This window comes from Rhizobium sp. P43, assembly GCF_056730705.1.
The window spans coordinates 4,369,140-4,382,375 of the sequence record NZ_CM161539.1 but is presented as its reverse complement, the minus strand read 5'-3'; the positions used below and the strand labels follow the sequence as shown (position 1 = coordinate 4,382,375).

Sequence of the window (13,236 nt, the reverse complement as noted above, 5' to 3'; positions counted from 1 at the left end):
AATCAATGAATTGGAATAATCAACTGCAAGGCATCACATTGTGGGCGTACGAAAGGAGATAGCCATGAAGCAACTGCTGAAAGCCCTCAAAGCCCGCCATACGATCGTCGCCGCCAAGATCGATGAGGAGCAGCGTCGTCCACAACCGGACGGCATCCGGGTCCGTGCCTTGAAAAAGATCAAGCTGCATTTGAAGGAGCAGATCATGTTGCTGGAACAGGGCGAGACCATGAAGGTCGGCGCAGCCCGTTCAAAGGCGTCAAGCTTCGGCACCCCTCTTCTCGCCGGACGCTGAGCACGCTTGCGCTCCGTGATGGCGCATCGTGACCGGCGAGAGCGGCCGGCGGGGCCCCCCTGCGCCCCGCCGGCATTCAGGGGATAAAGACCGAAGATAAAAAAAACCCGGCGTGATCTGCGCCGGGTTTCGTGTTTGTGCGGATCAGTCGCGCCTCAGTTCTTGGCGCGCTCGACGTAGGAATTGTCTTCGGTCGCGATGACCACGCGGGTGCCGGCATCGATATGCGGCGGCACCATGGTGCGGATACCGTTCGACAGCATGGCAGGCTTGTAGGACGACGAGGCCGTCTGGCCCTTCACGACCGGCTCGGTCTCGACGATTTCGAGCGTGACATGACGCGGCAGCTGGATGGCGAGCGCCACGCCTTCATGCATCGAGAGAATGCAGACCATGCCTTCCTGCAGATAGGCCTTCTGATCACCCATGGTTTCGGCATCAACGACGACCTGGTCGTAGGATTCCGGGTTCATGAAGTGGAAGCCTTCGCCGTCTTCATAGAGGAACTGGTGGTTGACGTCTTCGACGAACGCGCGCTCGACCTGCTCGGTCGTGCGCCAGCGTTCGGAGACCTTCACGCCATCGACGATGCGGCGCATGTTGACCTGGGTGACCGGCGTGCCCTTGCCCGGGTGGAAGTTTTCAGCCGTCAGAACGACGTAGAGCTTGCCGTCCACATCGATGACATTGCCCTTGCGCACGGACGAGGCGATAATCTTGACCATTGGATTTCCTTGTATCTGCGTAAGACCCGTCGTAAAGGACGGCGGTCCCGACGGACCTCTTTGAATTTCTCGGGCGCACCTAACCCAAATTCGGCAAAATAGCCAGCCCGTGTTGAGAAATGGACCGAGATTCCGGCATGACTGACAGCCGCCGATCATCCCCGCCCTGGTGGCGTGCGTCCGTGCACGTGGACCGGCGTCCCTTCCTGATCGGGCGCAACCGGATCCAGGCAGCCTTCCGTGCCCGCTTTGCCATGCAGGATTTCATCGAGGTGGATACGGCGACCCTCCAGGCCTCGCCGGGCAACGAAGCACATCTGCACGCCTTCAGGACCGATGCCATCGGCCATGACGGCACGGCCGTGCCGCTCTATCTGCACACCTCCCCGGAATTTGCCTGCAAGAAGCTGCTCGCCGCCGGCGAAACCAGGATCGCCTGCTTTGCCCATGTCTATCGCAACCGCGAGCGCGGCCCCCTGCACCACCCGGAATTCACCATGCTGGAATGGTACCGGGTCGGCGAAAGCTACGAGCAGCTAATGCGCGATTGCGCGCATCTAATCGCGCTTGCGGCGGAGACGGCCGGCACGCAGCGCTTTGTCTTCGGCGACAAGACCGTCGATCCTTTTGCTGAGTACGAACGGATCTCCGTGGCAGATGCCTTCACGCACTGTGCCGGCATCGACCTTCTTTCGACAATCGAAGCGGACGGCACGACGGACCGCGATGCATTGGCCAGGCAGCTGACGGCAGCCGGCATGCGTATCGCTGCCGACGACACCTGGGCGGATCTCTTCAGCCGGGTCATAGTCGAGAAGGTCGAACCCAATCTTGGCAATGGCCGGGTGACCATCCTTGACCGCTATCCGGTCGCAGAAGCAGCCCTTGCCCGCCCCTGTGCCGATGATCCACGCGTTGCCGAACGCTTCGAGGTCTATGCCTGCGGTGTTGAACTCGCCAATGCCTTTGGCGAACTGACAGACGCGACCGAACAGCGCCGCCGTTTTCAGGCAGAAATGGCGGAAAAGCAGCGGGTTTACGGAGAAACCTATCCGCTCGACGAAGACTTCCTGGAAGCGCTTCAGCATATGCCCGAAGCCTCCGGCATCGCGCTTGGCTTCGACCGGCTCGTCATGCTGGCAACGGGAGCGCTGAGGATCGATCAGGTCATCTGGGCACCGGTTGCGGAGACGCATCTTGGCTGAACAGACGCTGAGGACCGTTTCCGACCTCGTGTCCGAGGGGCTTGTCGCAAGCGATCGGGCTGCTGGCCTTGAGACGGTTGCCGAGCGCTATGCGATCGCGCTTACTCCGACAGTCCGGGCCCTGATTGATACCAATGATCCGGCAGATCCGATCGCTGCACAGTATGTGCCGGACGCCGCCGAACTGATCGAGCATCCCGCGGAACGACCGGATCCGATTGGGGACCATCCACACTCGCCGGTCGAAGGCATCGTCCACCGCTATCCGGACCGCGTACTGCTGAAGCTCGTTCACGTCTGCCCGGTCTATTGCCGCTTCTGTTTCCGCCGCGAAATGGTCGGCCCGCAGGGCGACGGCAATCTCGGCGCCGAGGCCCTGCAAAAGGCGCTCGATTACATCGCCTCGGACACGCGCATCTGGGAAGTCATCCTGACCGGCGGCGATCCGCTGATCCTGTCTGCTCGACGCCTGCGCGATGTGGCCGAGAAGCTGGCAGCCATGGACCACGTCAAGGTCTTGAGGATCCACAGCCGCGTGCCCGTCGTCGATCCCGAGCGGATCACAGGCGAGCTGGTGGAGGCCCTGGGGTTGAGCGGCAAGAGCGTGATCCTGGCTTTACACGCCAACCACCCCCGCGAACTGACGCCCGAAGCGCGCGCGGCCTGCAGACGGTTGATCGCCGGCGGTGTGCAGATGGTCAGCCAGAGCGTGCTCTTGAAAGGCGTGAACGACGCCGCGGAGACCCTGACATCGCTGATGCGGGCCTTCGTCGAAACCGGCATCAAGCCCTATTACCTGCACCACCCGGACATGGCGCCCGGCACCGGCCATTTCCGCCTGACGATCGCTGAAGGTCAGGCCCTGATGCGTGAACTGCGCACGCGGATCTCGGGCCTTTGCATCCCCCACTACATCCTCGACCTGCCCGGTGGATACGGCAAGGTGGCACTCGGCGAGGATGCCGTCCGTGATCTGGGCGACGGACGCTACGCCGTGCGCGACCGACACGGGAATGAGCACGCCTATCCCTGAGGCAGGAGCCAGCTCAGAACGTTGTTTGTCATCCAGCCTGTTTTCAGCCTGTTAAGGTTTCGTGCACACCATGGCGCGAAGTGAGACAGGCGATCAGCTAGCGGGGACAGACATGGCGGAGACAGCGGCTCTTGATAAAGACAACAGAGGAATTCTGGCCGGGTTCGTAGCGTCACCGGTGGCTTGGCTCTGGCTCTCCGTGATCTTGCTCTTTGCTTTGCTCACGCTTCCGCTCGCAGCGCCAATCGGTCCGATGTACTGGGACACCTATATCTACCTCGATGCAGCGCAGCGCATCCGGATGGGCCAGATCCCGAGCGTCGATTTTTCAACGCCGGTCGGTGCTCTGGGTTACTACCTCTTTGCCTGGGGTCTGGACCTTTTCCCACGTGCCCAACCCTTGCTCTTGGTCCAGTGGTCGCAACTCGCGGTCACTGCGCCGCTGATGACGCTGGTTCTGGCGGACGTGGCCAGACGAAGCCGAAGCACCGCCTTCGCCTTGCTCATCCCCTTTCTGGTTTTCGCGGCCTTCCCGGCCAATGCCCAGTTCTTTCATTCCTATCCAGGGCTTGATGGCTTCGGCATCTACAACCGGCAGACCTCGCTTCTTCTCTATGTCCTGACATCAGGTCTCGTTTTCATGCGCGGCGGCCAACGCTTCGCGCTCTTCTGTGCGCTGGCCATGCTGGCTCTGTTTCTCACCAAAATCACAGGCTTTCTGGTCGGCGGCCTGTTCGGCCTGGGCGCCCTCCTCGCAGGGCGCATCTCATTCGCCAATCTTGCGCTGGCAGCCTTTGCCTTCCTCCTTCCGCTGGTCGCGGTCGAACTCGGCTCCGGGATGATCTCAGCTTATATCAGGGACATCCTCGACCTGATCGCGATGAACCACGATGCTCTGCTCCCGCGCTTCCTGACCGTCGCCTCGGGCAAGCTCGACGTGCTCTTGCCGGCCGGTCTGCTTCTGCTCGTAATGATCTGGGCAGATCTCAACTATGCATCCGAGCCAAGACGCTTCTTCGACCGCTCCTTCTGGTGGTTCGGGATTTCCCTGCTCGGCGGAACGATCCTCGAGACCCAGAACACGGGCAGCCAGGAATTCATCTTCATCTGGCCCGTGCTGCTGATGGCTTACAACCGGCTGCCACAGGTAATCGATCGCACAAAGATCGCTTTTCTCGTGCTCGCCGCTTTCTGCACGGTTCCTACGATCAGCAAGGTCGCCCATAAGACATTGCGCTCTGTCGCCGTAGCGCCGACCTACGTGACGCCGGATGTTCCTGAGCTGCGCAACATGCAGCAGGTCTTGAGCCGCAGGGACGTGATGGATCGGGCACTGATGCTGGAGGACCACTACGCCACGCAGGGAGCAGCCTATATCGATCTCGCCAACAAGGGAGAATTGCCGAGCTGGCAGCTCTACAGCGAACTCGACTATCAGATGTATTGGATTGTCTCTGCGGACATACTGGTAAAGGCGCTAAAGAAGTTCGAGGCCGATAACCAGATCCGCCTGGAGAGCCTGATGACGCTCGACTTCGCCAACCCCTTCCCCTGGATCCTTGACCGAGACGCAACCCGAAAGATCCAGATCGGGGCCGATCCCTTCCGCACCGTCAGAGAAGTCTCACCGGAAGCGCTGGAAGCGGTCGAGGCGACGGATGGAGTGCTGCGACCAAAATGCCCGGTAACAACCGGACGCCGCATGCTCGAAGAGCGCTACCGAGAGGCACTCTCGGGCCGGCAGGTCATTGCGATCGATCCGTGCTGGGACCTTCTACTGCGGCCGGGCCTTCTGAAAACTCCATGACAAAGGCCGGGTGACGAACCCGGCCTCCTGATCTTCCAAGTACTATCTTTGCCCGATCACTTCACCTGAGCGGTGACGAAGTCCTTCACGATCCGGATGATCCCGCGTGACATCACCTCGTCCAGCGCCGCAATGAACTGGTCGACATGCTCGCGTTCGCAGATCAGCGGCGGCTCAAGCCGGATAACGTTGCGATTATACTCGGTGAAGGCGACGAGAACGCCGTGATCGCGCAGCAGATGGCTGCCAATGAAGCCCGGCAACGAGCCCTTCAGCTTGTCGTCGAGCATCGCGATGACAGGGCGGAGCACCAGCGGCATGGTCTGCGAGAAGTCATGGAACTCGAGGCCCACCATCATGCCCTGGCCGCGGACTTCCTTGATCAGGCTCGGATAGCGCGCCTGCAGGATTTGGAGCTGGTCGAGCAGATAGTCGCCGACCTCTGCCGTGCGGTCGATCAGGCCTTCGTCATAGAGGACGTTGAGCGCTTCGATCGAAGTGATGCAAGCCTCGCCGATGCCACCAAAGGTCGCCATGGCATGGATCATCGCCGTCTTCGGCGTGCCATAGGCCTTCATATAGACCTCGCGCCGCGCGATCATCGCCGCCATCGCGGTCTTGCCACCGCCAAGGGACTTGGCGAGCGCGGTCACATCAGGGACGACACCGTAATGTTCGAAGGCGTAGAACTTGCCGGTACGGCCGAGACCGCATTGGACTTCGTCGGCAACCCAGAGCACGCCATACTGGTCGCAGAGCTGGCGCAGCTTCTGCCAGAAGGCAGCATCGGCCTGAATGATGCCGCCACCGCCCTGGACTGTTTCGAGCACGATGACACCGATTTCCGGGTCGCTGCGGAAGGCGTTCTCGATCGCTTCGATATCGCCGAACGGTACGCGAACGGTGTTGTCGACCAGCTTGAACTGGCCCCGATAGAGCGAACCGTCGGTGATCGAGAGCACACCCTTGGTCTTTCCGTGGAAGGAGTTCTCGGCATAGACGACCTTCGGCTTTTGCGGACCGGCCGCCCGCTCGGCAACCTTGATCGCAGCCTCCATGGCTTCCGAACCGGACGAGCCGAGGAAGACCATATCCAGATCACCCGGCGAGCAGGCTGCCAGATTATGGGCCAGCGCCGTCGCATATTGCGACATGAAGGCGATCGCGATCTCGTGGCGCTTCTCGTCCTGGAAGGTCTTGCGCGCGTCGATGATGCGCGGGTGATTGTGGCCGAAGGCCAGCGACCCGAAGCCGCCGAAGAAGTCGAGGATCTTCCGGCCGTTCTGGTCGTAGTAATACATGCCCTCGGCCCGCTCGACCTTGACCTTGTGGAAGCCGAGCAACTTCATGAAATGCAGCTGGCCGGGATTAAGATGCTGCGTGAAGAGGTCGGTCATCTGCGGAAGGTCAAGCGCCTTGGCCTGATCCACCGACAGAAGATTCGGCTTTTCGGTCTTGGCGCGGGGCGGCTTGACCGCATCGAGGGTCGGCTGTTCGTTCAGTCTGACTGCAGTATTCATCACTGTCTCCTCACGCAGCCTTCGATGCTGCGGCATGGGGTTCAAGACGGCCTTCGAGCGACTTCCGATATTCGCTATAGGCGGCGATCAGCATGTCCTCGTCGCGATACTGCGGCACCCAGCCGAGCTCGCGTTCGCCCTTGGACACGTCGAGAATGCACATCTCGTCGGCGATCAGATATTGCTCCGGGTCCATCAGGGGCATGTTGATGAGATCGAGGAAGTCGAGCGTGCGCTTGACCGCCCACGCAGGCGTCGGCACCAGGATCGACTTCGAGCCCGCATGCTTGACCAGATCGCCGAGGAGCTTCTTCACCGGCGGCGGGTTGAGCGATCCGAGATTATAGACCTCGTTCGGCACGCCGGCCTTGTAGGCGGCATGCGCCGCCGAGGCGCAGTCGAACACCGAGATGAACTGGTAGGGGTTCTTGCCCGAACCGATCATCGGCACCGGCAGATTGTTGTCGATCAGCTTGAAGAGCTTGGCAAGAATGCCGAGACGCCCGGGGCCGATGATCAGACGCGGGCGGAACAGGCTGATATTCATGCCGCGCTTGCGCCAGTCGACCGCCAGTTCCTCGGTCTTGAGCTTCGATAGTCCGTATTCACCGAGTGGCTTGCAGGGATGATCTTCCTTCTGCGGCCAGGTATAGGTGTGGCCATAGACCATGTCGGTGGTGAAATGCACCAGCGACTTCGCGCCGGCCGCATCCATCGCCTTGATGATGTTCTCGGTGCCGTAATAATTGACCGGGAAGAAGAAGTCGTGCCGCTTGGCCCGCACCTGGATCGGCGACAGCATCTTGGCCGACAGGTTGTAGACCATGTCATCGGCCTTGATGCCAAGCCTGCGGATGGACTCCGGATCGGTGACATCGGTGTTGACGAAGCGCGCATCGCGATAATGCGCAAGGTCGCTCTTGACGATATCGGCGACGACGACTTCGTGACCGTCGGCGAGAAGCCGGGGCGCAAGGTAGCGACCGACAAAGCCGTCACCGCCGAAAATGATATGTCTCATGGTTTAAACCCCTGTTTATTCTTTGTCTTTGGCTTGTTCTGGATATCGATGCGGATCACGTCTCAGCCGGCTTGGTCACCGCACCCTGCTCTGCTGTCCTGCTTTCGGAATGACCGCCCTGGGCGATCAGGATCGTGCCGACGCAAATGAAGGCGATACCGGCAATCTTGAGAGTGCCCAGCTCTTCCTTGAAGAGCAGCCATGCACAGAGCGCGACGGCGACATAAGCGAGGCTCAGGAAGGGATAGGCGAAGGAGAGGTCGACCTTCGACAGCACGTAGAGGTGCGAGGCCATGGACACCACGAACATCACAAGGCCAAGGAAAACCCACGGATTGAAGAGGATCTGGAAGATCCGCTGGATCATCGTATCCGCCGAGAAGCTGATCGGTCCGAGCGTGATCATGCCGTATTTCAACAGCAACTGGGCTGCCGCGTTGGTCATCACCGTGAACAGGATGAAGGGTAGATATTTCATGGTGTCCTCTCGTCGGATGGTCTGTCCGGTCTCGTCATGAGTGCGGTGAATTCAGTGCAGTGCGGCGCCAGAAGTTCGACAGAAACCCGGGATCGCGCCATCTCTCGAGCTCGGCCCAGTTGGGAAAGCCGGCCTGGAAGGTGGCCGCACTCATCCGCTGGTCCTTATAGGGATTGACGCGACCGCCAGCCTCGATCGTAAGGCGGTCGAGTGTCTCAAGAAGCGCAAGCGTCCGCGCTCCGCGATTGGGGAAATCCATCGTCAGCGTGTAGCCCGTTCGCGGAAATGACAGGAGGCCTGGCGAACCGATATCGCCAAAGCGTTTCAACACCGTCAGGAACGATGCATGACCAGCATCCCGGCTTGCTTGAAGCAGGCGTGGGATGGTCAGACGCGCCGCGTCGAAGGGAATAACGCTCTGGTGCTGGAAAAGCCCACGCGGACCGTAGAGCCTATTCCAGTGACCGACTCCATCCAGAGGATAGAAAAAGCTTCCATAGCCTGCCCGATGCACGCCGCGCTTCCGGCTCTTGGCCGCATAATAAGCCGTATTGAAGGCCCAAAGGCTGAAGCGATTGAGGGCAGAGAATGGCAGATCGAAGGGCACCACCAGACGGCTGGCCCTGGTCTCCACGTGCCGATTGCCGTTGTCGGCATGATTGCCGGTGATCAGCACGCCGCGCCCCGCCGATCGCCCGGACGCCAACTGATCGACCCATGCAACAGCATATTCGTTGGTCCGGTCAGCCTCTTCCGCACGGTCGAAGTAGTCGTCGAGATGGCCAAAGGGCAAGATCTGCTCGTCGATATCCATCGAAGACACGCGCATCAGCGTGAGCCGTGCACGGGTGATAATGCCGGTCAGCCCCATGCCCCCGATCGTCGCGGCATACAGACCCGCATTGCTCGTGGCTGAGCAGTGGTAGGCTTTGCCATCGGAACGCAGAAGTTCAAAGCTTTCCACATGGCGGCCAAAGGTCCCACGCAGATGATGGTTCTTGCCATGGACATCGTTGGCGATGGCCCCACCAAGCGTGACATGGCGCGTCCCTGGCGTGACCGGCAGGAAGAAGCCGTGTGGCGCGACAAGAGTGATGACATCCTCAAGCGTGACGCCAGCCGCAGCATCGAGGAGCCCGCTTTCGGCATCGAGCGACATGTCGGCAGACGGCGCACGCATCGGCACCAGCGCACCGCCGTCATTATGGCAGCTGTCCCCATAGGACCGACCATTGCCGAACGGCAAAAGCGTGGACCCGGTGCCAGCGGGTGCATCCCGCAGTCTTGCAAGCGCATCCGCCACTGGTAGCGCCATGCGCGGACGACGATCGACACGTCCAAAGCTGTCGAAAGCGCCGAGCATTAGACCATCCCGGCCGCAACGAGGAGCGCCGCGCCGAGCGCAATGAAGATCTGGCTTCGCCAGTCCGACGCGATGAACACAACCGGGTCGTCATTCATCTCTCGGCGATGCGCAAGAACCCAGACACGCATGTTGATGTAGAGCACGATCGGCACGAGGGGCCAGATCAGCCAAGGCTCAGAATAGAGCGTACCCACGGCATCACTGTTGATGTAGAGCGCCAGAACGAGAACCGCCGTAAAACCGGAAGACACACCGCTCTGACCGACGATGCCGATGTCTTCAGGCCTATAGCCGCGACCCGCAATACGCGATTGCTCCGGGGCACCTGAATTCTGCAACTCGACATAGCGCTTCAAGAACGCGAGCGAGAGGAAGAAAAACAAGGCGAAGGCCATGAGCCAGAAGGACATCGGGATGTTCGCCGCCAGCTTACCGCCGAGGAGCCGCAGCGCATAAAGCCCTGCAAGGCAAATTACGTCGAGCAGAAGCATCCGCTTGATCGCCAGCGAATAGGCCGTGGTGCTGACGATGTAGATGGCGATGATGACGGCGAACATCGGCGGCAGGAAAAAGCAGATCGCCGCAGCAATCGCCAGCAGTGCTGCGGAGCACGAGAGGCCGAAGGGGATCGAAAGGGCGCCACTGGCAAAGGGCCGATGCTTCTTGCGCGGGTGGACACGGTCCAGCGGCAGGTCGATGATGTCGTTGATGATGTAAATGGCCGAGGCCGACGCCGAAAAGGCGATGAAGGCCAGCGTCGCAGAAAACATCGTTTCAGCGATCAGAAAATCATGGGCGAGCACCACAGGCGCGAAGACCAGCAGGTTTTTAAGCCACTGATGGACCCGCAACATCTTCACATAGGTCTTGAAGTTTTGACGGGGCGCGTCGAAACGCATGGTGTCATGCGCCCGCTGGTAGCCAGACGCCGCCCTATCCGGAGCAACGACGATCGCATTGCGGGCCTGATCAAAGATCGCGAGGTCAGCGCGATCATTGCCCGCATAGTCGAAGCCATATTCACCATAGGCCTCCACAAGCGCAGCGGCCTTCGCCCTGCTGGCGAGATTGATGCCCTCACTGGTGGCGAATACCTTGGAAAAGATCCCGAGATGCGCGGCAACCGCATGCGCCAGGGGCTCAGCTGCGGCAGTCGCCAGGACGATCGTGCGGCCTGAGGCGCGCTCTGATCGAAGATAGTCGAGAAAATCCTCCCGATAAGGCAAACGCGAAGCATCGAGTGTAACACGCCGGGCAAGTTCAAGCTTCAGGCGCGCCTTGCCTGCGAGAGCCCAGATCGGAAGGAGAAACACGATCAGCGGATTGGCCTTCAGTGCGAGAAAAATCGTCTCCCACAAAAGATCCGTCGCAATCAGCGTTCCGTCGAGATCGACTGCAAGTGGCAGATCCCGGCTCTCTTGTAATCTGGCGTCCATTCTCGCTGTACTCCCAGAACGCTATACCAATCAAAGGCGCATGCCAGCGGGACAGACCCGGGCTGCAAACAACTGAAACAAGGAAGGCGATATCAGCGCTTCCAGGACAAAGAGGCTCTCCGCGAAATGGACGAAGCCCCCTCACGAACCTGTGAAACGTTAGGTACGCAGGCATGAATTCGGAGTTAATGGGGTCCTCAATTAGGCCTGTTTAAAGGAATGTTCATGCCGCTAACTGAGAATAAGGTTTAAGAATTGCATCTCGAAAAAGTATCGTGTCTCGCATAGGTGGCGATTTGTCCTTGCATCTGGTCTTCGTCACTTCGCTTGTTGCTCAAGCCAATCCTGCCACTGGTTATGAACTGGCCAACTCGGCCCTGCTCGAAGGGCTGCAACGGGCAGGCGTGCATACGACGGTTGTCGGCTGCTCATGGCCGGGCCAGGCTGTGGCGCGCGGGGCCCATGCTTCGCTTGGCGAGGTGGAGGTGCGGACAGAAAAGGCCGGCGCCGGTCTGAAGCTGAAATGGTTGCTGATGTCGCTCGCCACCCGACTGCCGATGTCGAGCGCCAAGCTTCGGGTGATACCGGAAGCGACTGTGCGGCAGGCCGTTGCGGAAGCCGGCGATTTTGACGGCTATGTTCTGAACGGAGTTGCCCTCGCAGGAGCATTTGCAGACGTCTTCACGGGCAAACCATCGCTTTTTGTGGCGCATAATGTCGAGCACCGTTCTTCGGCCGAAAACGCTCGAAACGCCGGCTCCTTGATCAAGCGAATTCTGTTTGCCCGGGACGCTCGCTTGCTCAAGACACTGGAAAACGACTTACGGGATCAGGCGGCTGGCGTTGTAGCCTTTGCTGCCGAGGATTTGGCAGACCTCGGAGTTCACCCACAAGCGTCCGTATTTCTCCCCTTGAGCATTCCCAGATCGACGCATCTGCCAGAGATCACGCAGCTGACACATGACCTCGCCCTGCTCGGAACATGGACCTGGCATCCCAATCGGATTGGTCTGGAGTGGTTCCTGAAAGAGGTGAAGCCCAGGCTGATCGAGGATGTGCGCATCAGTGTCGCCGGCAGCACCCCGAACGACCTGGCGGCCGCATGGCCCGACGTCAAGTTTGTCGGAAGGATTGAACGCGCAACAGACTTTGTTGCGGCGAGCGCCGTGATCCCGCTGATCAGTCGCGCTGGTACCGGCGTGCAGTTGAAGACGATCGAAACATTTTCTTTGGGGCTTCCGAGCGTCGCCACCACCAGTTCCGTCCGCGGCATCGCGACGATCCCTGCCAACTGCACTCTCGCCGACGATCCGGCAGACTTTGCCGCCGCATTGAACGAAAAGATACGGCGCGCACGAGCAGGAGACCGTCAGCGGCTCGACGGGCGGATGTTTGCCGATGAACAACGCGCCCGCATGGATGCCGGCATTCAGGAGATGTTGAGACTCCTGAGCGATAAGAGGTCGGCTTTAAAGGAAGACCTGTCATGAAGACAGCGGTTGTGACCGCCAGTTACCACGCCGATTTTGAACGGTTTCGCCTGCTTTGCGAGACGCTGGATAGGCATCTCACGGGATACACGAAACACTACGTCCTCGTCGAAGATCGTGACGTTCCGCTGTTTCGGCAATTGCAGTCGCCACGCAGGGTCATCATCGGAGAGAAGGACCTGCTGCCGTCCTGGCTGAGGGTTTTTCCCGATCCGCTGACAATGGGCCGACGCCGTATCTGGCTATCATTCAGAACCAAACCGCTGCGGGGCTGGCATGTCCAGCAATTCCGCCGGATCGCGATCGCGGACCTCATCGATGATGATGCCTTCCTCTATCTCGATTCCGATGTCGCCTTTCTGCGACCTTACGATTGCAGCCAGCTTTGGCGCGACGATGCGCTGCGGCTCATGGTGAGACCAGGCGCGCTTGCAGCAGAAACCATGACCGAACATCGCCTCTGGTCCGCGAACGCCGGGAAGTTGCTGGGGATTCCCGCAACGCAGCCATCGACCACAGACTACATCGGCACAATGATTGCCTGGAAACGAAGCGCCATCCAGGACATGTGCGCACGGATCGAAAATATCACGGGCGAGCATTGGATGGCCGCCATGGGCAAGCAGCGCTGCTTTTCGGAATGCATGATGTATGGACGTTTCGTCGATGACGTAGAGAATGGCGCGGGTCACTTCCACGACCAGACGGAACTCTGCAAGGTCTTCTGGCTTGCTCCTCCACCGACCGAAGATGAATTCCGCGCCTTTGTCCGGGATATGGCCCCAGAGCAAGTGGCACTGGGAATGCAGTCCTTCCTCGGCCTTGAACCGAATGATATCCGGCGGGTACTCGGCCTCTGA

Annotated in this window: 12 protein-coding genes; 6 read left to right on the top strand and 6 right to left on the bottom strand. The window is 60.0% G+C overall.

Annotated elements, in window-relative coordinates; all coding sequences use genetic code 11:
- Positions 1 to 64: 64 nt before the first annotated feature.
- Positions 65 to 295, top strand: a complete 231-nt coding sequence (locus tag AC1PUL_RS21525) for a YdcH family protein (protein ID WP_480466014.1) — start codon at positions 65 to 67, stop codon at positions 293 to 295.
- Between the two features lie 155 nt (positions 296 to 450).
- Here the strand turns inward: AC1PUL_RS21525 and efp are convergent, their stop codons facing one another.
- Positions 451 to 1,020 carry an elongation factor P gene (efp, locus tag AC1PUL_RS21520; RefSeq protein ID WP_298468317.1) on the bottom strand — a complete coding sequence of 190 codons (570 nt, stop codon included), beginning with the start codon at positions 1,018 to 1,020 and terminating at the stop codon, positions 451 to 453.
- 137 nt (positions 1,021 to 1,157) lie between these two features.
- Between efp and epmA the strand changes: the two genes are divergently transcribed.
- The 3 genes from epmA to AC1PUL_RS21505 all read left to right on the top strand — a co-directional run bounded on the left by epmA (position 1,158) and on the right by AC1PUL_RS21505 (position 5,065).
- Complete coding sequence (epmA, locus tag AC1PUL_RS21515) at positions 1,158 to 2,225, top strand: EF-P lysine aminoacylase EpmA (RefSeq protein ID WP_480466013.1); 1,068 nt, start codon at positions 1,158 to 1,160, stop codon at positions 2,223 to 2,225.
- Positions 2,215 to 3,258 carry a lysine-2,3-aminomutase-like protein gene (locus tag AC1PUL_RS21510; protein ID WP_480468651.1) on the top strand — a complete coding sequence of 348 codons (1,044 nt, stop codon included), beginning with the start codon at positions 2,215 to 2,217 and terminating at the stop codon, positions 3,256 to 3,258. Before epmA ends, AC1PUL_RS21510 begins: the two co-directional genes overlap by 11 nt.
- A 112-nt stretch (positions 3,259 to 3,370) precedes the next feature.
- Positions 3,371 to 5,065, top strand: a complete 1,695-nt coding sequence (locus AC1PUL_RS21505) for a hypothetical protein (protein ID WP_480466012.1) — start codon at positions 3,371 to 3,373, stop codon at positions 5,063 to 5,065.
- A 56-nt stretch (positions 5,066 to 5,121) separates the two neighbouring features.
- On the opposite strand, the gene AC1PUL_RS21500 is transcribed toward AC1PUL_RS21505, so the two are convergent.
- Genes AC1PUL_RS21500 through AC1PUL_RS21480 form a run of 5 tightly spaced genes read right to left on the bottom strand, consistent with a single transcriptional unit; the run spans position 5,122 to position 10,886 of the window.
- On the bottom strand, positions 5,122 to 6,585 hold the full coding sequence (locus AC1PUL_RS21500) for an aspartate aminotransferase family protein (protein WP_480466011.1): 1,464 nt from the start codon (positions 6,583 to 6,585) through the stop codon (positions 5,122 to 5,124).
- Between the two features lie 10 nt (positions 6,586 to 6,595).
- On the bottom strand, positions 6,596 to 7,606 hold the full coding sequence (locus AC1PUL_RS21495; RefSeq protein WP_480466010.1) for an NAD-dependent epimerase/dehydratase family protein: 1,011 nt from the start codon (positions 7,604 to 7,606) through the stop codon (positions 6,596 to 6,598).
- A 55-nt stretch (positions 7,607 to 7,661) separates the two neighbouring features.
- Positions 7,662 to 8,084 (bottom strand): EamA family transporter, encoded by a 423-nt coding sequence (locus tag AC1PUL_RS21490; RefSeq protein ID WP_480466008.1) that lies wholly within the window; start codon positions 8,082 to 8,084, stop codon positions 7,662 to 7,664.
- 34 nt (positions 8,085 to 8,118) lie between these two features.
- Entirely contained in the window at positions 8,119 to 9,447 is a 1,329-nt protein-coding gene (locus tag AC1PUL_RS21485) for an FAD-binding oxidoreductase (RefSeq protein WP_480466007.1), read from the bottom strand.
- Entirely contained in the window at positions 9,447 to 10,886 is a 1,440-nt protein-coding gene (locus AC1PUL_RS21480) for a UbiA family prenyltransferase (protein ID WP_480466006.1), read from the bottom strand. Before AC1PUL_RS21480 ends, AC1PUL_RS21485 begins: the two co-directional genes overlap by 1 nt.
- Before the next feature lie 296 nt (positions 10,887 to 11,182).
- Here AC1PUL_RS21480 and AC1PUL_RS21475 point away from each other — a divergent pair, with 296 nt between their 5' ends.
- Complete coding sequence (locus AC1PUL_RS21475) at positions 11,183 to 12,376, top strand: glycosyltransferase family 4 protein (protein WP_480466005.1); 1,194 nt, start codon at positions 11,183 to 11,185, stop codon at positions 12,374 to 12,376.
- A complete protein-coding gene (locus AC1PUL_RS21470) occupies positions 12,373 to 13,236 on the top strand; it encodes a DUF6492 family protein (protein ID WP_480466004.1) in 864 nt (287 codons plus the stop codon). The genes AC1PUL_RS21475 and AC1PUL_RS21470 overlap by 4 nt, the downstream gene beginning before the upstream one ends.

Coding starts and splice junctions, on each gene's coding strand:
- AC1PUL_RS21485 (WP_480466007.1), bottom strand. CDS start 9,447: ATGCTCGGCGCTTTCGACAGCTTTGGACGTGTCGATCGTCGTCCGCGC.
- efp (WP_298468317.1), bottom strand. CDS start 1,020: ATGGTCAAGATTATCGCCTCGTCCGTGCGCAAGGGCAATGTCATCGAT.
- AC1PUL_RS21505 (WP_480466012.1), top strand. CDS start 3,371: ATGGCGGAGACAGCGGCTCTTGATAAAGACAACAGAGGAATTCTGGCC.
- AC1PUL_RS21470 (WP_480466004.1), top strand. CDS start 12,373: ATGAAGACAGCGGTTGTGACCGCCAGTTACCACGCCGATTTTGAACGG.
- AC1PUL_RS21495 (WP_480466010.1), bottom strand. CDS start 7,606: ATGAGACATATCATTTTCGGCGGTGACGGCTTTGTCGGTCGCTACCTT.
- AC1PUL_RS21500 (WP_480466011.1), bottom strand. CDS start 6,585: ATGAATACTGCAGTCAGACTGAACGAACAGCCGACCCTCGATGCGGTC.
- AC1PUL_RS21480 (WP_480466006.1), bottom strand. CDS start 10,886: ATGGACGCCAGATTACAAGAGAGCCGGGATCTGCCACTTGCAGTCGAT.
- AC1PUL_RS21490 (WP_480466008.1), bottom strand. CDS start 8,084: ATGAAATATCTACCCTTCATCCTGTTCACGGTGATGACCAACGCGGCA.
- epmA (WP_480466013.1), top strand. CDS start 1,158: ATGACTGACAGCCGCCGATCATCCCCGCCCTGGTGGCGTGCGTCCGTG.
- AC1PUL_RS21525 (WP_480466014.1), top strand. CDS start 65: ATGAAGCAACTGCTGAAAGCCCTCAAAGCCCGCCATACGATCGTCGCC.